General features: G+C 62.5%; 19 protein-coding genes and 1 riboswitch. Of the genes, 13 read left to right on the top strand and 6 right to left on the bottom strand.

Annotation, left to right across the window (positions count from 1 at the left end; all coding sequences use genetic code 11):
- Nucleotides 1-50 precede the first annotated feature (50 nt).
- The 4 genes from DEH80_RS06535 (at nucleotide 51) to DEH80_RS06555 (ending at nucleotide 4,831) form a co-directional block, all read left to right on the top strand.
- The gene (locus DEH80_RS06535; RefSeq protein ID WP_109719679.1) at nucleotides 51-2,240 is read left to right on the top strand and encodes a dihydrolipoyl dehydrogenase family protein; all 2,190 of its coding nucleotides are present in this window, start codon (nucleotides 51-53) and stop codon (nucleotides 2,238-2,240) included.
- Between the two features lie 464 nt (nucleotides 2,241-2,704).
- Nucleotides 2,705-2,953 (top strand): hypothetical protein, encoded by a 249-nt coding sequence (locus tag DEH80_RS06540; protein WP_133249141.1) that lies wholly within the window; start codon nucleotides 2,705-2,707, stop codon nucleotides 2,951-2,953.
- A 522-nt stretch (nucleotides 2,954-3,475) separates the two neighbouring features.
- Nucleotides 3,476-3,835: a hypothetical protein gene (locus DEH80_RS06550; protein ID WP_109719682.1), complete on the top strand. Its 360-nt coding sequence runs from the start codon at nucleotides 3,476-3,478 to the stop codon at nucleotides 3,833-3,835.
- A gap of 135 nt (nucleotides 3,836-3,970) precedes the next feature.
- A complete protein-coding gene (locus DEH80_RS06555) occupies nucleotides 3,971-4,831 on the top strand; it encodes a DUF2726 domain-containing protein (RefSeq protein WP_165831334.1) in 861 nt (286 codons plus the stop codon).
- Nucleotides 4,832-5,142: 311 nt separating this feature from the next.
- Here DEH80_RS06555 and purT read toward each other — a convergent pair whose 3' ends face one another.
- Nucleotides 5,143-6,363 carry a formate-dependent phosphoribosylglycinamide formyltransferase gene (gene purT, locus DEH80_RS06560; protein WP_109719684.1) on the bottom strand — a complete coding sequence of 407 codons (1,221 nt, stop codon included), beginning with the start codon at nucleotides 6,361-6,363 and terminating at the stop codon, nucleotides 5,143-5,145.
- A 143-nt stretch (nucleotides 6,364-6,506) separates the two neighbouring features.
- Between purT and DEH80_RS06565 the strand changes: the two genes are divergently transcribed.
- From DEH80_RS06565 to DEH80_RS06575, 3 genes are all read left to right on the top strand, one after another.
- Nucleotides 6,507-7,616, top strand: a complete 1,110-nt coding sequence (locus DEH80_RS06565) for an S-(hydroxymethyl)glutathione dehydrogenase/class III alcohol dehydrogenase (RefSeq protein WP_438938290.1) — start codon at nucleotides 6,507-6,509, stop codon at nucleotides 7,614-7,616.
- Nucleotides 7,617-7,624: 8 nt separating this feature from the next.
- Nucleotides 7,625-8,479 (top strand): S-formylglutathione hydrolase, encoded by an 855-nt coding sequence (gene fghA, locus DEH80_RS06570; protein WP_109719885.1) that lies wholly within the window; start codon nucleotides 7,625-7,627, stop codon nucleotides 8,477-8,479.
- A gap of 203 nt (nucleotides 8,480-8,682) precedes the next feature.
- Nucleotides 8,683-10,494 carry a DEAD/DEAH box helicase gene (locus DEH80_RS06575; protein ID WP_207774510.1) on the top strand — a complete coding sequence of 604 codons (1,812 nt, stop codon included), beginning with the start codon at nucleotides 8,683-8,685 and terminating at the stop codon, nucleotides 10,492-10,494.
- A 62-nt stretch (nucleotides 10,495-10,556) separates the two neighbouring features.
- On the opposite strand, the gene DEH80_RS06580 is transcribed toward DEH80_RS06575, so the two are convergent.
- On the bottom strand, nucleotides 10,557-12,038 hold the full coding sequence (locus DEH80_RS06580; RefSeq protein ID WP_165831335.1) for a sensor histidine kinase: 1,482 nt from the start codon (nucleotides 12,036-12,038) through the stop codon (nucleotides 10,557-10,559).
- 154 nt (nucleotides 12,039-12,192) lie between these two features.
- Here DEH80_RS06580 and DEH80_RS06585 point away from each other — a divergent pair, with 154 nt between their 5' ends.
- On the top strand, nucleotides 12,193-12,999 hold the full coding sequence (locus tag DEH80_RS06585) for a UDP-2,3-diacylglucosamine diphosphatase (RefSeq protein ID WP_109719688.1): 807 nt from the start codon (nucleotides 12,193-12,195) through the stop codon (nucleotides 12,997-12,999).
- A 48-nt stretch (nucleotides 13,000-13,047) separates the two neighbouring features.
- The gene (locus DEH80_RS06590; RefSeq protein WP_109719689.1) at nucleotides 13,048-13,578 is read left to right on the top strand and encodes an NUDIX hydrolase; all 531 of its coding nucleotides are present in this window, start codon (nucleotides 13,048-13,050) and stop codon (nucleotides 13,576-13,578) included.
- Between the two features lie 18 nt (nucleotides 13,579-13,596).
- Here the strand turns inward: DEH80_RS06590 and DEH80_RS06595 are convergent, their stop codons facing one another.
- From DEH80_RS06595 to DEH80_RS06610, 4 genes are all read right to left on the bottom strand, one after another.
- Nucleotides 13,597-14,265 (bottom strand): hypothetical protein, encoded by a 669-nt coding sequence (locus tag DEH80_RS06595; protein ID WP_109719690.1) that lies wholly within the window; start codon nucleotides 14,263-14,265, stop codon nucleotides 13,597-13,599.
- The gene (locus tag DEH80_RS06600) at nucleotides 14,265-15,560 is read right to left on the bottom strand and encodes an ammonium transporter (protein WP_207774511.1); all 1,296 of its coding nucleotides are present in this window, start codon (nucleotides 15,558-15,560) and stop codon (nucleotides 14,265-14,267) included. Before DEH80_RS06600 ends, DEH80_RS06595 begins: the two co-directional genes overlap by 1 nt.
- A gap of 303 nt (nucleotides 15,561-15,863) precedes the next feature.
- Complete coding sequence (locus DEH80_RS06605) at nucleotides 15,864-16,709, bottom strand: pirin family protein (RefSeq protein ID WP_109719691.1); 846 nt, start codon at nucleotides 16,707-16,709, stop codon at nucleotides 15,864-15,866.
- A gap of 35 nt (nucleotides 16,710-16,744) precedes the next feature.
- Nucleotides 16,745-17,347 carry an FMN-dependent NADH-azoreductase gene (locus tag DEH80_RS06610; RefSeq protein ID WP_109719692.1) on the bottom strand — a complete coding sequence of 201 codons (603 nt, stop codon included), beginning with the start codon at nucleotides 17,345-17,347 and terminating at the stop codon, nucleotides 16,745-16,747.
- A gap of 104 nt (nucleotides 17,348-17,451) precedes the next feature.
- Here DEH80_RS06610 and DEH80_RS06615 point away from each other — a divergent pair, with 104 nt between their 5' ends.
- From DEH80_RS06615 to DEH80_RS06630, 4 genes are all read left to right on the top strand, one after another.
- Entirely contained in the window at nucleotides 17,452-18,381 is a 930-nt protein-coding gene (locus tag DEH80_RS06615) for a LysR family transcriptional regulator (protein ID WP_207774512.1), read from the top strand.
- A 98-nt stretch (nucleotides 18,382-18,479) separates the two neighbouring features.
- Nucleotides 18,480-18,572, top strand: a riboswitch (TPP riboswitch).
- A 42-nt stretch (nucleotides 18,573-18,614) separates the two neighbouring features.
- Entirely contained in the window at nucleotides 18,615-20,522 is a 1,908-nt protein-coding gene (gene thiC, locus DEH80_RS06620) for a phosphomethylpyrimidine synthase ThiC (protein ID WP_109719694.1), read from the top strand.
- 90 nt (nucleotides 20,523-20,612) lie between these two features.
- The gene (locus tag DEH80_RS06625) at nucleotides 20,613-21,404 is read left to right on the top strand and encodes an SDR family NAD(P)-dependent oxidoreductase (protein WP_109719695.1); all 792 of its coding nucleotides are present in this window, start codon (nucleotides 20,613-20,615) and stop codon (nucleotides 21,402-21,404) included.
- A gap of 61 nt (nucleotides 21,405-21,465) precedes the next feature.
- Complete coding sequence (locus DEH80_RS06630; protein ID WP_109719696.1) at nucleotides 21,466-21,624, top strand: YqaE/Pmp3 family membrane protein; 159 nt, start codon at nucleotides 21,466-21,468, stop codon at nucleotides 21,622-21,624.
- Nucleotides 21,625-21,627: the final 3 nt, after the last annotated feature.

The following is a 21,627-nucleotide window of genomic DNA, read 5'->3' on the forward strand; positions in this document are numbered from 1 at the left end:
CTGACATGATGCCGGTCTAGTCTTGTCTCAACGTCTTGCTGGAGCCTCGCATGTCGCGCGCCCGTCTCATCCTGCTGCTGGTGGTGATTGCCGCCGTCGTGGCGTTCTTCGCTCTCGACCTGGGGCGGTTCTTCTCGCTGGAATCGATTAAGGCGCAGCAGGCGCAAATCGATGCGCTCTACCAAGCCAACCCCTGGGTGACGGCGCTGGGTTTTCTGGCGGTTTATATCGCCGTGACCGCGTTGTCGTTGCCGGGCGCAGCCATTCTCACGTTGACGGCGGGTGCCATCTTCGGCCTGGGCCTGGGCACGGTGCTGGCCTCGATTGCATCGACCACCGGCGCCACGCTGGCCTTTCTGATCGCGCGCTTCCTGCTACGCGACACCGTGCAGTCCAAGTACGGCAAGCGGCTGGAGGCCATTAACCGCGGCGTCGAGAAAGATGGGGCCTTCTACCTGTTCGGCCTGCGCCTGGTGCCGGCATTTCCGTTTTTCGTCATCAACCTGGCCATGGGGCTCACGCCGATCAAGACGGTGACCTTTGCCGTAGTGAGTTGGGCGGGGATGCTGGCCGGCACGGTGGTCTACGTGAACGCCGGTACGCAGCTGTCCCAGATCTCCAGCCTGGGGGATATCGCCTCTCCGGGACTCATCGGCTCTTTTGTGCTGCTGGGTGTCTTCCCGCTCATCGCCAAAAAAGTCATGGACTGGATCAAGGCCCGGCGCGTTTACAAGGGCTGGGAGCGGCCGGGGCGCTACGACCGCAATCTTGTCGTGATCGGTGGGGGCGCAGCGGGCCTGGTCAGTGCCTACATTGGCGCGGTCACACGAGCCAAGGTCACGCTCATCGAGAAGCACAAAATGGGTGGCGATTGTCTGAACTACGGCTGTGTGCCCTCCAAGGCCGTGCTGCGCTCGGCCAAGCTGCTGTCGCACATGGCCCGCTCGCAGGAATTCGGCATCCGCAAGGCCGAGGCCGAGGTCGACTTCGCCGAAATCATGGAGCGCGTGCAGCAGGTCATCACCGACATCGAGCCGCATGACTCACCCGAGCGCTATGAGTCCATGGGGGTGGAAGTGATCGAAGGCGCCGCGAACATCACCTCACCCTGGTCGGTGGAGGTCAACGGCCGCACGCTAACCACCCGCTCTATCATCATCGCGGCCGGGGCCGAGCCGCTGGTGCCGCCCATCCCCGGTCTGGATCAAGTGGACTACCTGACCTCCGACACCGTGTGGACCCTGCGTGAGCTGCCGCAGCGGCTGGTCGTGCTGGGTGGTGGGCCCATTGGTTCGGAGCTGTCGCAGGCCTTTGCGAGATTGGGCTCCAAGGTCACCCAGGTTGAGATGGCCGACCGCATCATGGGCAAGGAAGACCCGGATGTGTCCGACGCCGTCACCGCACGATTCAAAGCCGAAGGCATCGACGTCCGCACCGGCCACACCGGCAAGGGCGTGGACGTCGAGGACGGCCAAGCCTACCTGCGGGTGCAAACGCCGGACGGCAGCGAAGAGCGCATCGCCTTCGATCGCATCCTGCTGGCGCTGGGCCGCAAGGCGCGACTTTCCGGCTACGGGTTGGAGACCCTCGGCATCGAGGCAGACCGCACCATCCTCGCCGACGAATTCCTGCAGACCAAGTACCCCAACATCTACGTGGCGGGCGACGTGGCTGGTCCCTACCAGTTCACACATACGGCCTCGCATATGGCCTGGTATGCGGCGGTCAACGCCTTGTTCGGTCAGTTCAAGCGGTTCCGGGTGGATTACTCAGTGGTGCCCTGGGCCACCTTCACCGACCCCGAAGTGGCGCATGTTGGCCACAACGAAACCTCGGCACGTGAGGCCGGAATCGAGTTTGAGGTGACCACCTACGGTATCGACGACCTCGACCGGGCCATCGCCGACTCCGAGGCCCATGGTTTTGTCAAAGTGCTCACCGTGCCCGGCAAAGACAAAATTCTGGGTGTCACCATCGTCGGCGAACACGCCGCAGAACTGCTAGCTGAATACACCCTGGCCATGCGCCACGGCCTGGGGCTCAACAAAATCATGGGCACCATCCACGTTTACCCGACCCTGTCAGAAGCCAACAAATACGCCGCCGGCCAGTGGAAAAACACCCACAAACCCGAAACCGTGCTGCGTTGGGTCGAGCGTTTCCACGACTGGCGCCGCAAAGGCGGCGGCGACGACCGGCCCTCGGTCACCGAGGTGCAGGCAAAGCAGACGCCACACTGAATGCCCGCGACACGGACGAAAAGATGCCCGCTCATGCCATGTTCTCAGAGAGGCGGTTCCTGAAATATCACAACTGACCGGCGATGAGCATTGAAGTGAGTTTCTAACATTCGCGGCAGAACGAACCGATCTACACCACGTGTTATCGTCCTCGTGATGATGACGGAGCCACCATGCAAGTCGATGCCGTTACGTTCGGAAAATCGGTTGTCTGGAAACCTTTGCACAAGATGCAGGCCATGAGTCAAGCAACAGTAGACCGGCATTCGGGCGCTCTCGGTGAGGTTCGCCAGATTAGGCGGCCTAAGCCCAATATTTGCGTTGATTCCGGGCAGAGACTCGTGGCTATCAACTCAATAAGTGATTGTTTTAACGAGGGAAGGTCCGACGTCCAGCAGGCCCGCGTTGGTGGATTAGGTGGCCTCTGTCCATCCAATAAGCGTTAGAACCCTAAGGAAGAATCAGTGGCACACCCGTCCCTATTTAAGAGTGTCCTCTTCGGTTACGTAGTGGGCGCTGGCGCGTTCTTTCTGCCGCTGTGGCTGCTCTTTGCCATGCCATCTATGGCTCAACAGGCCGACATTGGCTGGGCGAAGGCAATAGGCACGGCCGCATTGATACCGGTCATCCTCATCTTCCAAGGCATTATCCTCGGCGGCATCGTCAAGTTCGGCTGGTGGATCATCCGTAAGGTGCAGAGATCACCCTCATGAGCGTTGTAGTTCTAACAAGCAGTTCCAGCCGACAAATTCGCGCTGCGCGCGACTTCGCGGCTGAGCTGCGGCGTTAGGCACCCATGAACGGAACTGACAAGTTCAATCTCTACCCGATGGCAGTGCTCGTTGTCGCTGCAAGAACGTCTACTCTACATATATCTTGGTTACTGCTCGTGATCGGTGGTCCAATGGTGTATTTCAACAATACGTTGTCTCTCATGGGGAAGCTCGTCGTAGTCCTCATCGTATTTATAGCCATCTGGGTCTGCTACTTTCTTCTATGCTGGGCATTTCATCGCCGGAGTCTCCGCAAGGAGGAAAACCTTGCTGCATACCAGGCGCTAAGCGTTACGGAACGCGGACATCAGCTCGGTTCGTGGCTCGAGGATTGGTGACACTGAATGCCTAACAAGTGGTTCCAGGCGACAAAATTTTGCTGCGCGAAAATTTCGTGCCTGAACCACGGCGTTATGCGCCAACCCAGCAATCCAGAGCCGTCTCAAAAGCTAGGAGAAATATATGTCAGATTCAGTCTCAACCTTCTTTGAAGCATGGCAAATCGAAGATGCCAATGCTCGAAAAGAGAAAATTACTGCCGCTGTATCAGAAGGCATCAAGTATGACGACCCTCGCACGCCGGAGACCATTACGGGCATCGAGGCATTAAGCGACTATGACGGCATGTTCAGTGCAAACGCTCCGGGCTGGTCAGCCAAAGTCGTCAAAAGCGACACCATCGGTGGCATCACAAGAAGCACAGTTGCTTTTGGCGGGAAAGGCCCTGATGGAACGGAGCAAGTGCAACTGGGGCAGTATTATTCGGAAACGGAAGGTGGTCTAGTTTCGCGCTTTGTGGGATTTGTCGGCACCGGCGAGTAGCAATAGTCGCTGTTGCAGCTACACATGGCGCATAACAAGTGCATGGAGAGGGACGTTTTTTCCGCTACGCGCTTCGCGCTCCACTCCAATAACGCCCCTCATGCACGGCGTTAGGCGTCAATGGGCGATAGTGCAATGTTGAAGCAGCTGCTAAATCTACCGGAATCAGTTACAGACCAACGGCTCCGAGAAATCTGCGACGATTTCGATGCCACGGTATACCCGAAGGTTCGAGTTGCTGATGTGCTGCCGATTGAGAAAAGCGGCATAGACAATGAGCAGTATCGCTACGCCCTTCAGGCACATTTTGATTTTGTTGTTGCCGATTCGAAGGCACATCCTCTATTCGTAGTCGAGTTCGATGGAAGCTCACACTCAGAGCCAGACGCAAAACGCCGAGATCGACTCAAGAACGCGCTGTGGGAACGATTCAATGTTCCAATTTTGCGGATCAATCGCCGTTACTTGAGTGACAAATTCTCCGATTGGGACTTATTGCGCTGGTTCGCCACTGTGTTTTTCGTGAAACGGTCGTGGGATGAAGATGTTGAGTCGGGCCGTATCCCCCCGGAGGATTCGGTTTTTGATCCTGCATTCGTTTCGGTTCGAACGAAATCAGGTTACCTCGGCCTTGATCTGGAGCGAGGCGCATGGGCAGAGTTTGGGCGTCTCTCTCAAGCTCAGAAAATCCCATGGCATATTCCAAATTGGATTACGGCCCGAGACACTGAAGGGGTTCTAAGGGCCATCGCCTGGATGCCTGTATCAAATGATGAAGCTGTCGTTGCTGAGACGGCAATGCACCCCCACAATCTAGGTGACTGGGTTCAATTTGCAGTCCGGGGCATTGTCCTAACCCACCTAATGAAAAATCTAACGCAGGTGCTCGAAGGAAAAGACGTCGCAAGGCCGCGCGAGGAGATCGTGGGTCGCGCCCGAGAATTCGAATCAGCACATACCGTTATCATGGCCTTCGGCTTGGTGGAGCCTAAGTGATTGTAAACATGGTAGAAAAGACGCCTAACAAATCGTATATGGACTCCTCCCGCAACCGGGCAGTCGAAGACGTCTAGATCGAGGCGATAGAGGTGCGGTTGCGGTCGTATATTCGGCCTGTTGATGGGCTCTTACGGCCCTGGCCTTCATGGAAATCCGCATCGAGTCGTGCCACACGCTGCAGCTGCAACTGAGCTTCTCGCTCTGATTTGTTACCGGCATCTAGACCCGTTTCGCCATGATCACTGTCTTTTCCAATTAATAGGCGACAGACCCCAATTTCGAGCTTGAAGCACGCTGACCAGCGCGTACTACTGGCCTGCCGGCTTCGCCTGCACCGCGTCGCGCACTTTCATCGCACGGGCCTTGACCTCATCCAGCCGGTCGATCGAGGTGCCCAGGGCTAAGGCGACGCCCATACGGCGACGGCCGTTGACGCCGGGCTTGCCGAATAAGCGCAGTTGGGTGCCGGGTGTGGCGAGTGCATCGCCTGCGCCTTCGAACACCGGGGCGCCAAGTTCGCCTTCGACGAGCACGGCGGCCGAGGCTGCGGGCCCGAGCTGCTGTATGGCGGGGATAGGCTGTCCGAGGATGGCACGCACATGCAGCGCGAACTGGCTGAGATCCTGCGAGACCATGGTGACCATCCCGGTGTCATGCGGTCGGGGCGAGACTTCCGAGAACCAGACCTGGTCGCCTTTGACGAACAGCTCTACGCCGAATACGCCGTAGCCTTCCAGGGCATTGGTGATGGATTCAGCGATGGCCTCGGCACGTGACTGGGCCATGACGGTCATTTTCTGCGGCTGCCAGGATTCGCGGTAGTCGCCGTCTTCCTGACGGTGGCCAATCGGGGCACAGAAGCTGGTGCCGCCGGCATGGCGCACGGTTAGCAGGGTGATCTCGTAGTCGAAATCGACAAAGCCTTCGACGATGACGCGGCCGGCACCACTCCGGCCACCATCCTGGGAATACGTCCACGCGGCTTCGATGTCGGCTTCGCTGCGGATGACGCTCTGGCCCTTGCCGGAGCTGCTCATCACCGGCTTGATCACGCAGGGTGTGCCCAAGATCGCGACGGCATCGCGCACCTCGGCCAGCGTGTTGGCGAAGCGGTACGGTGAGGTGGGCAGCTGCAAGGCTTCGGCGGCCAGGCAGCGGATGCCTTCGCGGTCCATCGTGAGGTTGGCGGCGCGCGCCGTGGGCACGACATTCCAGCCTTCCTTCTCGAGCTTGATCAACTCACCGGTGGCGATGGCCTCGATTTCCGGGACGATGTAATCCGGTTTCTCGGCTTCGATGACCGCGCGCAGCATGACCGGGTCGAGCATGTTGATGACGCGGGCGCGGTCGGCCACCTGCATGGCCGGCGCGTTGGCGTAGCCGTCGACCGCGATGACTTCCAGTCCGAGTCGCTGCGCCTCGATGGCGACTTCTTTGCCCAGCTCTCCGCTGCCCAGCAGCAGCAGGCGTGTCGCATGCGGCGTGAACGGCGTGCCGATGCGATCCCCAGATGTTGATTTCCCCGTCATGGTCTTGCGCCAAGTGCTGTTGTGATTGCGGCGCAATGTAGCAAGAGCGGTGGGGGGTTGTCCGTTGCGGCTGTGGAGTGCTTGTGAACTCGCTAGACTCGGACGCCATCAGACGAACATAAGGAAGAAGCCCCATGGATGTGATCAAGACCCGAGCGGCCGTGGCCTGGGAAGCGGGCAAGCCGCTCAGCATCGAGACCGTCGATCTGCAGCCCCCGCAGGCCGGCGAGGTGCTGGTCCGGTTGGTGGCGACGGGGGTTTGTCACACCGATGCCTTCACCCTGTCCGGCGCCGATCCTGAGGGGATCTTCCCGTCGATTCTGGGTCACGAGGGCGGCGGTGTGGTCGAGGCCGTGGGCGAGGGCGTTACTCGCGTGGCCGTGGGCGACCACGTGATTCCGCTGTACACACCGGAATGCGGTGAGTGCAAGTTCTGCACCTCGGGCAAGACCAATCTGTGCCAGGCGATTCGCGCCACGCAGGGCAAGGGGCTCATGCCCGACGGCACGTCGCGGTTTTCCATCGACGGCCAGCCGATCTACCACTACATGGGCACGTCGACATTCTCCGAGCACACGGTATTGCCGGAGATTGCGCTGGCCAAGATCAGCAAGGATGCGCCGCTGGAAAAGGTTTGCCTGCTTGGCTGCGGCGTCACCACCGGCATGGGGGCGGTGATGAACACGGCCAAGGTGCAGCCCGGTGACACGGTGGCCATCTTTGGGCTGGGCGGCATCGGTTTGTCGGCCATCATCGGCGCCACCATGGCCAAGGCCGGGCGAATCATTGCCATCGATATCAACACGTCGAAGTTCCCCATCGCGCAGCAGCTGGGGGCCACCGATGTGGTGAATCCCAAGGACTTCGACAAGCCGATTCAGGAGGTCATCGTCGATATGACCGATGGCGGGGTCGATTACTCCTTCGAGTGCATTGGCAACGTGGATGTGATGCGCTCGGCGCTGGAGTGCTGCCATAAGGGCTGGGGCGAGTCGGTCATCATCGGCGTGGCCGGCGCAGGTGAAGAAATCTCCACACGACCCTTCCAGCTGGTGACCGGGCGCGTGTGGCGGGGCACGGCCTTTGGCGGCGTCAAGGGCGCCACCGAGCTGCCGGGTTATGTGCAGCGGTATCTGGATGGCGAATTCGAGCTGGACACCTTCATTACTCACACCATGCCGCTGGATGAGATCAACACCGCCTTCGACTTGATGCATGAGGGCAAGTCGATCCGCACGGTGATTCACTACTGATGGCGACGATGGACCGCATAGAGACCAAGCTGGTCTTCGGCGGCGAGCAGCGCCGATACCAGCATGACGCGGCGACCACCCAATGCCGCATGACGTTCTCGGTGTACCTGCCGCCGCAGGTCGCCGAGCGCAAGGTGCCGGTGCTGTACTGGCTATCGGGGCTGACCTGCACCGACGAAAACTTTTCGACCAAGGCCGGGGCGCAGCGTGTGGCTGCTCAGCTGGGTATGGCGCTGGTCATGCCCGACACCAGCCCGCGGGGCGAGGGCGTGCCCGATGATCCCGAAGGTGCTTACGACTTCGGGCTGGGGGCGGGCTTTTATCTCAACGCCACCCAGGCGCCGTGGTCCACGCATTACCGCATGTATGACTACGTGGTCGAGGAATTGCCGGCGCTGGTGGAGTCGACCTTGCCGCTAGACGGCCGGCGTGCAATTGCCGGGCACTCCATGGGTGGGCATGGCGCGTTGATGATCGCCCTGCGCAATCCGGATCGCTACATCTCCACCTCGGCGTTCTCGCCGATCGTCAATCCGGCGGGCGTGCCCTGGGGGCGCAAGGCGCTGGGGCGGTATCTGGGTGAGGACCCGGCGGCCTGGGCGGCCTACGACACCGTCGCGCTGGTCCAGCAAACCGAACATCATCTGCCGCTGTTGGTGGATCAGGGCACGGCCGACCAGTTTCTGGAAGAGCAGCTCAAGACCGATCGGCTGGAGGCCGCCTGCGAATCGTCGGGGTATCCGGCAATGATTCGCATGCACGGTGGCTACGATCACAGCTACTACTTCATCGCCAGCTTTATCGAAGACCACCTGCGCTTTCACTACGCGGCGATCACGGCGGGGCAGACGCCGCCGGATTGAGACTCGGCGCGGTGTCGGTCAGGCACCGCCGGTCTCGTCCTAGGGGTCGTCTGGCGTCATTTCACCTGCTGGCAGGCCAAATCGCCTATACTAGGCGGTTCCCCGCGGGATCTGCGCAGCAGCGCTGCCTGCGGAATTGGCGCAGTCGTCGCCCTTTTCGAATGTGTCCCCTGCATTCGCGTTTTCACTCCCCGGAATCCCGCTTGAACACTGAATCTCCCGCGTCAGGCTTTGCCGCGCTTGGTCTTGCCGACGCCATTCTCCAGACCGTATCCGCCCTCGGGTACGAAGAACCCTCGCCGATCCAGGCCCAGGCCATCCCTTATTTGCTGGATGGCCGGGATGTGCTGGGCATGGCCCAGACCGGCACCGGCAAGACGGCGGCATTTGCGCTGCCCCTGCTGACCATGCTGTCGCAGGAGTACGAGGCCGGTCGGCGCTCGCCCTCCGCCTTGGTGCTGGCACCCACCCGCGAGCTGGCTCAGCAGGTGGCCGAGGCGTTTACGACCTACGCCAAGGGGCTGCCCGGCTGCCGCGTGGTTTCGGTCTACGGCGGCTCGCCTTACCCGCCGCAAACCCGTGCCCTGCGCGCGGGTGTGGATATTGTGGTCGGCACGCCCGGACGGGTGATGGACCATATGCGCAAAGGCACGCTGGATGTCTCGCACCTGAAGATGCTGGTGTTGGACGAAGCGGACGAGATGTTGCGCATGGGCTTCATCGACGACGTGGAATGGGTGTTGTCGCACACCCCGGATGACCGTCAGATCGCCTTGTTTTCGGCCACCATGCCGCGGCCGATTGCCCGCATTGCGGCCGAGCATCTGGTCAACCCGGCGGAGGTGCGCGTCAAGCAAGCCACCGCCACGGCCACCACGATTGCCCAGCGCTACGTGCTGGTGCATGCCGGCCAGAAGGCCGAGCTGCTGGCGCGTCTGCTCGAAACCGAAGCCGTGGATGCGGCCATGGTGTTCGTGCGCACCAAGGCTGCGACGACCGAAGTAGCCGATTTTCTGCGTGGGCGCGGTATTGCGGCCGAGGCGCTTAGCGGTGACCTCAGCCAGGAGCAGCGCGAGCAAACGGTGCAGCGGCTCAAGGATTCGCGCATTCATGTTGTCGTGGCCACCGATGTTGCCGCACGCGGTCTGGATGTCGAGCGCATCAGCCACGTCTTTAACTACGACATGCCGGGCGACCCCGAGGTGTATGTGCATCGCATCGGGCGCACGGGCCGGGCAGGACGCGAGGGCGCGGCGATTCTGTTCGTCCAGCCGCGTGAGCAGCGCATGCTCAAGCTGATCGGTAAGGTCACGCGCAGCAGTGTCGAAGCCATGGAGATGCCCTCGATCGAGGCGGTGAATGCGATTCGCCTCAACCGCCTGAGCGAGCGCTTGGCCGCCCATGCCGCTGCGGGGCTGGATCGATACAACGAATTGTTGGAGACCGTGGCCGAGCGCACCGGCCTGGATGCCCCCGCACTGGCGGCCGCACTTTGCGCCGAGCTGAACCAGGGGCAGCCGTTCTTGCTCAGCGAGTCAGAAGCCATCAAGGCACCACGGGCCTCGGCTGACAGGGACCGTGCAGGCAAGCGGGGTGAGCGTCTGGCACGCGGGCAGCAGGCGGTTCCGGCCGGCTATCGTCGTTACTGGATCGCCGTGGGTCGCGAACACGGCGTCAAACCGGGGAACGTCGTGGGTGCGATCGCCAATGAGGCGGGCATTGAGGCCGGCAATATCGGTCGCGTTGAACTGCGTGAGCGATTCTCCGTGGTCGACCTGCCGGAGGGAATGCCGGCCGACATCTTCCAGCACCTCAAGGGTGTTTGGGTCTGCGGGCAGAAACTGTCGATTCGCGAGTTCGAGGAACGCCCCAGCGGCGCGCCGAAGCCGCATCGCAAGGGTGGCGCGCCATCTGGTGGCAAGCGCAAGCCGGGGGGCAAGCCGCCCAAGCGCAACAAATCCGCCGGTGGCAAGCCGGCCGGCGGCAAGCGCAAAGGCAAGCCTAAGACGGGCTAGGGAAACACCGATCTATTCGCGCCGCCAAGACGAAGCCGGTTTTCCCGCGAGCCTAGGCGGCGTCAGGCCGCCGGAAGGTCGATGAAAAAGGTCGTGCCCTGTCCCGGCGTGGACTCGGCCCAGATCCGGCCATCATGCAATTCGACGATCTTCTGGCTGATGGCCAGGCCGATGCCGGTGCCGGGGTATTCCTCGGTGCCGTGCAGGCGACGAAACATCTTGAAGACGGATTCAAGCTGATTGGGCGCGATGCCGATGCCGTTGTCTTGCACGCGTAGCACCAGCCGAGCCGCGCCCGAGGGCTCCGAATCGATGGTGACGCGCGGCTGGGCGCCCGGGGCCTGAAACTTAATCCCATTGGCGATCAGGTTTTGCAGCAGCTGAGTCAGCAGCGCCTCGTCACCGTCCACCTCCGCCTGGCTGTCGCAATGCACCTCGGCATTGGCTTCGTCCAGCGTGCTTTGCAGCTGGAGCTTGGCGTGGTTGACCAGCGTGGCCACGGGCAGGGCCTTGCGCTTGAGGGGCGTGCGATTGACTCGCGACAGTTCCAGCAATCCGTCGATCAAGGCCTGCATGCGGCGGGCGCACTCGTCGACCATGCCGAACAGCTCCTGATCTTCCGGGGTGCTGGCCTTGGCCAGTTTGCGTTGCAGGAGCTGATTAAAGCCGACGATGTTGCGTAGCGGGGCCTGCAGGTCATGCGAGGCCACGGATGCAAACTGCTCCAGCTGCACGTTGCTGGCCTTGAGCGTCTGCGCGTACTCCTTGAGCTTGCGTTCGTCCTGCTTGCGGGCGCTGATGTCGCGCACCGCGGCTGTGGCAAACAGGCCGTCGTCGGTTTCCAGCGGAGACAGGCTGATCTCAATCGGGAATTCCGAACCGTTCTTGCGGCGCCCGCTGAGTTCCAGACCCGCCCCCATCTCGCGCACCTTGGGCCCGCCGAAGTAATGGTCACGGTGCGCCGCGTGGGCTTGGCGCAAACGCTCGGGGATGAGTATCTCGACGGGGCGGCCGATCATGGCTTCCCGTTGGTAGCCAAACAACCGCACCGCCTGGGCATTGACCAGCGCGATCTTGCCCTCGCTGTCGATGATTACCATGGCGTCGGGCGCGGCTTCCAGCAGATCACGGAATTGCCGCTGTGCCTTGCGCCGCGCCGTGGCGTCGCGAATCGCAGCCGCCGCGAACAGGCCGCGCGGTGTGTCCAGCGGACTCAGGCTGATCTCGATCGGAAATTCCGTTCCATCCTTGCGACGGCCGCTGAGGTCCAGGTTGGCCCCCATCTCCCGCACCTTGGGCTCTCCGAAATAGGCGTCGCGGGCAATGGCATGCCCCTCACGGAGCTGGTCGGGGACCAGCTCCTCCACCGGCTTGCCGAGTAGCTCTTCGCGGGCGTAACCGAACAGTCGCTCGGTCTGGCGGTTGACGAGGATGATGCGGCCTTCGCTGTCGATGACCACGAAGGCATCGGGTGCGCGCTCGACAATCTGGCGAAACCAGACCAGTTCGAGTTCCTCAGTCCATTGGGGTTGTTCAGCGCTCATCGCATGCTTGGCCTGGCCAGATGGGTCGTCGGGTGGTGATCGAGCTGAAGCCAGCACGGTAACCCCTGTCACCGAAGCATCACCACCCTGTCGTAAGAATGTCATGTCTGGGGGTAAAGCTTCCGTGATGCCATTTTCTGGAACGGTGCCTCCCATGGCCGACACGCCCCGTACGCATTACCGCACCATCTTTATTTCCGACGTGCATTTGGGCACGGCGGGTTGTCAGGCCGAGAAGCTCACGCGGTTTCTCAAAGGCGCGACCTGCGATGACCTGTACTTGGTCGGCGACATCGTGGATGGCTGGAAGCTTAAGAAGCAGTTCTTCTGGCCGCAGGAGCACACCAATGTGGTGCGCAAGATCCTCACCAAGTCCAAGCGTGGTACGCGGGTGCACTATGTCACCGGCAATCACGACGAGTTTCTGCGCAAGTTTGTCGACTATCGACTGACGCTGGGCAACATCCGGGTGGTGAACGAGGCCGTGCATGAGACCGCCGATGGGCGTCGCCTGCTGATTCTCCACGGTGACTTGTTCGATGTCATCACGCGCTACCACCGCACCATCGCGCTGGCGGGCGATGTTGCGTACGAGGCGCTCATCGCCTCGAACCGCTACATCAATTTCTTCCGCCGCAAGTTCGGGCTGGGCTACTGGTCGCTGTCGAACTTCGCCAAGCACACGACCAAACGCTTTGTGAATCTGATCTCCAGCTTTGAGGATTCCGTGGCGCATGAGTGCCGCAAGCGTGGGTTCGACGGGATCGTCTGCGGGCATATTCACCACGCTGAAATTCGCGACATCGACGGTGTGACCTACTACAACACGGGTGACTGGGTGGAATCCTGCACGGCCCTGGTCGAACACGCGGACGGTCGCATGGAGATTCTTGATTTTTCCTCCGACACGGACCGGCGTAGCGACAAGGTCACGCCCATTCGTGCCGCCGCCGTCGGGTAGGCACCGTCACGGCCGCGAGGCGGACGGCCCAGGATTTATACTGGGTGCATGACCAACACCACACCTGAAGTCCTGTATGCGGGGCGCTATCTGAGGCTGGTTCGCGACGGGCGCTGGGAGTTTGTGCAGCGCGTGATTGCACCCCAGGGCGCCGTGCAGGTGATCGCCGTGACGGCCGAGCCCGCGCTCGTACTGGTCGAGCAGTTTCGCCCTCCCGTGGGCGGGCGCGTCATCGAACTGCCGGCGGGCTTAATCGACGGCGATGGCGGTCCCGACGAAACGGCCGAGGCGACAGCCATTCGCGAATTGGAGGAAGAGACCGGGTTTCGCTGCGCGCGCGTGCGCCAGGTGCACCGCGGGCCGACCTCGCCGGGTAGTTCCAACGAGTTCAATACGTTCTTCGTGGCCGAAGAGCTGGAGCGTGTCAGTGCCGGGGGCGGTCTGGACAGCGAGGACATCACCGTCCACTGCGTGCCGCTTGCCGAGGCGCCGTCCTGGCTGGCGGCGCGACAGGCCGAGGGCCTGTGGGTCGATCCACGGGTATTCATGGGGCTGTACTGGGCCAACACCGGGCCATGACCACGCCCCTTTGAGGGCTTAGAGAAACTGCCGGGGCGAGAATAGCTTGGCGGCGGGCAGCGCCTCGGCCACCTCGATGCCATCGAGCAGCATGCGATCTGCTGCGACCGGACCTGCGGCCTTGCAGGCGGCCTCGTACACCGCCTGGGCCAGCATCTGCATCCGCGCCGTATTGCCCCATTGCACGCTGGCAGACACGCTGCCGCGCATCGCAATGGTCGCGACGGCATCACCCAGCATGGCCGGCAGCTTGCGTGAATCCACGGCCAGTCGCAGCGCGGCGAGAAATGGCTGGCTGACCTGCGGGCCTAATTCGCGCAGGGCATCGCCATAGTGCTGGACCAGGCGCATGAACACGATTTCGGCCGGCGTGCCATCGAGCTGCGGCCGCGCGGCAGGGCTGGGCCGGGTCGTGGCGGCACGTGCGGCTTGGGCCACGGAACCCGCTGCGGCTTGAATCATGCCGCGGTACAGCTCCAGGCGCAGGCCGTGGCGGGCCTTGGATTCCAATGCCTGCACGGCTTCAATCGCATTGACGAACTCGATAATCGGCACCGATTTGCGGCCCGCGTACTGGCGATCCCACAACTCCAGAGCGCGCTGAATGCCAGGTTCATCAATCTGCGAGCTGAGCACCTGCCGGATCACGGCGCGTTCGCGGGCGTGCCGGTCTGTCACCGCCGCCACTAGGACCGGGCTCCGGCGTGGGGCAGGTCTGACTGAAACTCTGGATAGCCAACCTCGGCATGTTCGGTGTAATCCAGGCCGCGCTGCTCGTGCACCGGCTCGGCGCGCAGGGGCATGACCCAGCCAATGACCATGAAGCAAAGCCAGGCCAGTGGGAACGCCCAAAGAAAGGCTGCGCCGATGCCCAGCAACTGGACGACGATGACGTCGATCCGGAAGAGGCCGTCGACATGAAAAAGGCCGGCGGCCAGGGTGCCCCAAGCGCCACAGAAACCATGCACGGGGATGGCGCCGACCACGTCATCGACACGTAGCCGCAGCAGCAGGTCAGCGCCGAACACCGCCACCGGCGCGGCGACGAAGCCGGTCAGCACCGCAAAGCCGGGAGACATGGAGCCGCAGCCGGCGGTAATGGCCACCAGGCCCGCCAGCGCACCGTTTACCGAGGTGGTAATCAAGACGGGCCGGCGCAGCACGGCGAGCAGCAGCATCGTGCCGACCACACCGGCCGCAGCCGCGAGGTTCGTGTTCAGCAGGACCGGTCCGATGCTGGCGTCAGCAGCCAGCGTGCTGCCGCCGTTAAAGCCGAACCAGCCCAGCCACAGGATGAAAACGCCCAAGGCAACGCTGGGCAGGCTGTGCCCCGGAATGGGGCGTACGCTGCCATCCGACCCGAAGCGTCCCAGCCGCGGTCCCAGCACCAGCGCGGCGGCCAGCGCGCACCAACCGCCCACCGAGTGCACGACGGTCGAGCCGGCGAAGTCGATGAATCCACGCGCGGCCAACCAGCCGCTGCCTTCGAAGGCGCTACCCCAGACCCAGCTGCCATAGACGGGGTAGATCACCCCGGTGATGGCGACGGCGCCGATGGCATAGGGCGCAAAGCGCATGCGCTCGGCCACGGTGCCCGAGACGATGGTCGCTGCAGTCGCGGCAAACATCATTTGAAAGACCAGAAATCCGGATTCGCCGCCCGTGAGCGCATCGGGTACGAAATGCGATGCACCGAACCAGCCGGTGGTGTTGTCGCCGAACATCAGCCCGAACCCGATGGCCCAGAATGCGAGTACGCCAACACAGAGGTCGGCGTAGTTCTTCATGATGACGTTGACGCTGTTCTTGCCCCGGACCAGCCCTCCCTCCAGCAGGGCAAACCCGGCCTGCATGAAGAACACCAGGGCTGCACTGACACAGACCCAGATCAGATCTGCGGGGTCGGTCAGCAGATCCTGCGCATGGACGGAATGGGGCATGCACAGCATGCCGACGAACAGCAGACGCTTTCCTGTGCTCAACGTGCAACTCCTTTGCTGGCGTTGCCCGGCGGCATGCGCCGCAGGCCACGCAAAGGCGGCGCAGGTCCAAGCGGTGTCGAGGTCCTCCGGGGCTCCGTCACCCCCGGCTCCAGTGGCCTCTGGAGCCGGGGGATCAGAAGACCGATCAGCCAATCCCCGGTTGTTGGCTGCTCCCCTGGGTCGGCGTCCTTTGCGACCTGCGAAGGACGCCGACCGCACCGCGGCCTGTGCCGCGATTTCCCCGAGCGATGTTGCTCGGGTCCAGGGAACGCAATACCGGGGCCAAGTGCTCAGCCCGTGGGTTCAGGCGGCCAGCGTGCCGTCCCGGTAGTCACGCAGCGCCTGCTCGATTTCCTCACGGGTGTTCATGACGAACGGCCCATACTGGACCACAGGCTCGCCCAGTGGCCGTGCTGCCAGCACCAGCATGCGTACGCCACTGTCGCCAGCGTGCACCCGCAGCATGTCACCTGGGCCGAGCAGGCCGGCTGCGCGGTTGGGCACGGACTCACCGCCGATCTCTGCCTGGCCTTCGTAGGCGTAGACAAAGGCGTTGTGTCCGGCGGGTAGCGACACGTCAGCCGAGGTCCCGGCGTCCAGTTGCAGGTCCAACATCGTGGGTTCGGTGCCGTCGCGCTGCACGGGGCCGTCCAGTGTGCCGGAGGCGTCATGCCAGTGACCGGCGATGACCCGCACCCGTCCACCGGCCAATGTCCGCTCGGGGATTGCCGTGGCGGCAATGTCTCGATAATCCGCCGGTTGCATCTTCAGCCGGGCGGGCAGGTTGATCCATAGCTGGAACCCCCGCATGCGACCCTCGCGCTGCTGCGGCATTTCCGAGTGGATGATGCCGCGGGCAGCCGTCATCCACTGCACGTCACCGGGTCCGAGGTCGCCTGTATTGCCCAGATGGTCCTGGTGCTGCATATGGCCGTCGAGCATGTAGGTCACGGTCTCGAAGCCGCGATGGGGGTGTGCGGGGAAGCCGGCGAGGTAATCGTCCGGGTTGTCAGAGAAGAACTCATCCAGCATGAGAAACGGGTCGTGACGCAGCATCTGGCTGGCGCCCAGGCTACGTCGCAGCTTAACCCCCGCACCATCCGATGCCGGCACTGCGGGGATGACTTGGGTCAGCGTGCGTTCGTTCATGGTCTGGCCTCCTGTCGTCGGGTGGCGCGCTGCTGCTAGGCCGCCAGCTGCGCGATGGTCTGCTCGGCATCCTGCAGGGCTTTGGCGCGGTGATCCGGACCCATCGCCAAGCCTTCGGCATAGACGAAAGACACCTCATCGATCCCCAGGAATCCGAGAAAGTCCTGGACGTAACGCGTCTGTGTATCACGCTCGGTGCCGGCGTAGCGGCCGCCTCGCGTGGCGAGTACGAAGGCACGCTTGCCGGTGAGCAGGCCTTCGGGTCCTTGCTCGGTATAGCGAAAGGTGATGCCGGCCCGCGCGACATGGTCGAAGTACGCCTTCAACGTGGACGGGATGCCGAAGTTGTACATCGGCAACGCCAACACCAGCACATCGCTGGCCTGTAGCTCGGCGATCAAAGCATCGGACTCGGCGACATCGGCTGCCTGTTCCGGGCTGCGTTCTGCGGCAGGGGTTGCGAAGGCAGCAAAGCGCTCGGCCGTCAGGTGCGGAACGGGATCAGTCGCCAAGTCACGGGACACCACCGTGGCCGAACCATGGCTTCGCTGCCACTGTTCGATGAATCGTTCTGCCAGCTGGGATGACTGGGCGGAATCGGAGTGGAGGCTGGCTGCGATGGAGAGAATCTGTGTCATGTCGAGCTCCGTTGACTGGGATGCTCTGCATTAAACAATCATAAAAACAAATTAAAAAGCGCAAAAATATCGGTTAAATTATCTAAAAATTAGATGATATGAGCATGGCAAGAATCTCGCTGGAGCAGTGGCGCGCCCTTGTGGCGGTGGTCGAGGCTGGAGGGTATGCACAGGCGGCCGAGCGCTTGCACAAGAGCCAGTCGTCCGTGAGTTATGCGGTCCAAAAGCTGGAGCGCAGCCTGAACGTCCAGGTCTTTCGCGCGGAAGGCCGTAAGGCGCAACTCACCGAGGTTGGCGCGGCATTGTTGCAGCGGGCCAAGGCTTTGCTGGACGACGCCGAACAGTTAGAGCACGGTGCCCAACAGCTGGCTGCGGGCATCGAGCCCGTGCTGGAACTGGCCGTGGAGATCCTGTTTCCAACCTGGCTGTTGCTGCAGTGCCTGGAAGCTTTTGCCGAGGCGTACCCCAAAACGCATGTTGAGCTACACGAGACCGTGCTCGGCGGCACCGACGAAGCGATTCTGGCGCGCCGAGTCGATCTGGCCATCTCGCCCCGGGTTCCGGTGGGCTTCGCGGGTCAGCCTCTGCTACCCGTCCGATTCATTCCGGTCGCCCACCCGGACCATCCCCTGCACCGGCTGAATCGCGCTTTGACCTTCCGTGACCTGCGGCAGCACCGCCAGCTGGTGATCCGTGATTCGGGCAGCGACCGCGATCGCGACAGTGGTGCGTGGCTAGGTGCCGATCAGCGCTGGACCGTGAGCAATAAGGCGACCTCGATTCAGGCGGTACGCACGGGGCTGGGGTTTGCGTGGTTTGCCGAACACATCATTCAGCCCGAACTGCAGAGCGGCGACCTACGCCCGCTTCCGATGCGGCCGGGCCATGAACGTGAAGCAACGCTTTATTTGATCCTGCCAGATGGCGACTTCGCCGGCCCGGGGGCCACGGCGTTGGCAGAGATCATCCGCCAGCGTTCGACAACTTGTAGCGCCGCACCCGAATCGCCGCCGCCCGACTCGGCGAGGCGGTGACATCGGGCGGCAGGTCCGCGACGCTGACCCGCAAGGGTCATGCTGTGGCGGGTCGCCTGCGGTGCTTCGCCCCTGCGTACAGTTCACGTAAGCTAGCCGGGACGTCCCAGGGGTGCCGGATTCCGGCTGAGAGAGTCCCTTGGAACCTGAACCGGATTGTGCCGGCGTAGGGAGCGGACGAGGCGCGAGATCCCATCGTGCCCGGTCGCTCGCGGTGCCGGCGAGGAGCCCCCATGAGCGCCACGACCAAGACCATTGCCATCGACATTGCCGAGAATGCACGCCGCGTTCGCGACGAGATGCGCGCCCCGTTCACCAAATCGCAGAAGATCTACGTGGAGGGTGAGCAGCCCGGCGTGCGTGTGCCCATGCGTGAGATTCATTGCTCGCCCACTCGGACCGAGGCCGGGCTGGAGCCGAACCCCTCGGTGACGGTGTATGACACGTCGGGGCCTTACCAGGACCCGGATGTTGAGATTGATCTGTTGGCCGGTCTGCCCGCGTTGCGCGCTGGCTGGATTGAGGCACGCGCCGACACCGAGCAGCTTGATGGGCCGAGTTCCGAATTTGGGCAGCATCGTGCGGCCGACCCGGCCACGGCCGATCTGCGCTTCGGACATATTCGTCCACCTCGCAAGGCGAGCGATGGCGCCAACGTGACGCAAATGCACTACGCCAAGCGGGGCATCGTCACGCCTGAGATGGAGTTCGTCGCCATCCGCGAGAACGCCAGACTCGCCGAGCTACGGGCCGAGTATGAGGCGGCGGGGTATCTCCGGCGTCAACATGCAGGGCAGGGTTTCGGTGCCCGGCTGCCGGCGGAGGTGACGCCGGAGTTCGTGCGCGATGAGATCGCCGCCGGTCGCGCGATCATCCCGAACAACATCAATCACCCGGAATCCGAGCCGATGATCATCGGGCGCAATTTCCGTGTGAAGATCAACGCCAATATCGGCAACTCGGCGGTGACCTCGTCGATTTCCGAGGAAGTCGAGAAGATGGTCTGGGCCACGCGCTGGGGCGCGGATACGGTCATGGACCTGTCCACCGGCAAGCACATCCACGAGACCCGCGAGTGGATTGTTCGCAACTCGCCGGTGCCCATCGGAACCGTGCCGATCTACCAGGCGCTGGAAAAGGTCGATGGCAAGGCGGAGGACCTGACCTGGGAATTGTTCCGCGACACGCTGATCGAGCAGGCGGAGCAGGGCGTGGATTACTTCACCATCCATGCGGGTGTTCGGCTGGCGTATGTGCCGATGACGGCGGACCGGCTCACCGGCATTGTGTCGCGTGGAGGGTCGATCATGGCCAAGTGGTGCCTGGCGCATCATCAGGAGTCGTTCCTCTACACCCATTTCGAGGACATCTGCGAAATCATGAAGGCCTATGACGTGGCGTTTTCGCTGGGTGACGGACTGCGTCCCGGCTGCCTGTCGGATGCCAATGATGCGGCTCAATTCGCCGAGCTCGAAACCCTGGGCGAGCTGACCAAGATTGCCTGGGAGCACGATTGCCAGGTGATGATCGAAGGACCAGGCCATGTGCCCATGCAGCTGATCAAGGAGAACATGGACAAGGAGCTGCGTGACTGCTTCGAGGCACCGTTCTATACGCTGGGGCCGCTGGTGACCGACATCGCGCCAGGCTATGACCACATCACCTCGGGTATTGGTGCCGCGCAGATCGGTTGGTATGGCACGGCCATGCTCTGCTATGTCACGCCGAAGGAACATCTGGGTCTGCCGGACAAAAACGACGTGCGCGATGGCCTGGTCACCTACAAGATCGCGGCCCACGCGGCCGATCTGGCCAAGGGTCATCCGGGTGCCCAGGTGCGTGATAACGCGCTGTCCAAGGCCCGCTTCGAGTTCCGCTGGGAGGACCAGTTCAACCTGGGCCTGGACCCGGAAAAGGCCAAGGAATTCCACGACGAGACCCTGCCCAAGGACTCCGCCAAGGTCGCACATTTTTGCTCGATGTGTGGCCCGCACTTCTGCTCCATGAAGATCACCCAGGATGTCCGGGACTACGCGGCCAAACAGGGCATCGAAGCCATTCCGGTGGCGGTGGAGACTGGCATGGAGGAAAAGGCGCGGGAGTTCCGCGAGCAGGGCGGCGAGGTGTATCGACCCGCCTGACAGGTTCGCAGGCGCGTCCGTCTCTGGTCGGGGGAATTCTTGGCCTGAGGACTGTCTGACCGTGTAGTACCGCAATCACGGAGCAGGCCAATGCGAATACAACTGGAAGGCAAGACCGCCATCGTGACGGGTTCGACCAAGGGCATCGGACTGGCCACCGCCAAAGCCTTGGCCGCGGCTGGCGCCAAGGTAGTGATCAACGGTCGGACACGGGACGCCGTGCGAGCCGCCGAGCAAGCCGTGGCCGAAGCGGTGCATGGGGCCTGTCTCGATGGTGTTGAGGCCGACCTGTCCACGGCGCAGGGATGCCAGGCGCTGGTCGCCGCCCAACCGGTGTGTGACATTCTCGTCAACAACGTGGGCGTGTTCGGCCCCCAGGACTTTTTCGATATCCCCGACGAGGAATGGTCACGTTTCTTCGAGACCAACGTGTTGTCGGGGGTTCGTCTGGCCCGCGCCTACGCGTCTGGAATGGCCGAGCGCCGATGGGGGCGGATCGTGTTTCTGGGGTCGGAGTCGGCCTTCAATATCCCGGCCGACATGATTCACTACGGCATGACCAAGACCGCTTGTGTGTCGGTGGCTCGCGGCCTGGCCAAGCGGCTGGCCGGTACCGGCGTGACGGTGAATTCGGTATTGCCGGGACCCACCTTGTCCGACGGGGTGCGGGCCATGATGGCGGAGGCCTTTGAAGACAGTGGTCAGACCATCGCAGAGCAGGGCGCTGAGTTCGTGATGCAGCAACGGCCCACGTCGATTATTCAGCGGGCCGCAACCGTGGATGAAGTCGCCAACATGATCGTTTACGCCTGCTCGCCGCAGGCGTCGGCGACCACTGGCGCGGCTTTGCGGGTCGATGGCGGTATTGTCGATTCGTTATGACTAACCGGTTCGGGTGTCCGCCGGATGACTGGACCCCATTGTTGTCGTCGAGGTGCATGACATGGACGTGATTCGCATACTGCTCGCCATCATCCTGCCGCCGGTGGGTGTGTTTCTGCAGGTCGGGATCGGCCTGCACTTCTGGCTGAACATTTTGCTGACGATTCTTGGCTATGTGCCGGGCATCATCCACGCGGTGTGGGTCATCGTGAAGAAATAGGGG

Source organism: Abyssibacter profundi, assembly GCF_003151135.1.
GTDB lineage: Bacteria > Pseudomonadota > Gammaproteobacteria > Nevskiales > OUC007 > Abyssibacter > Abyssibacter profundi.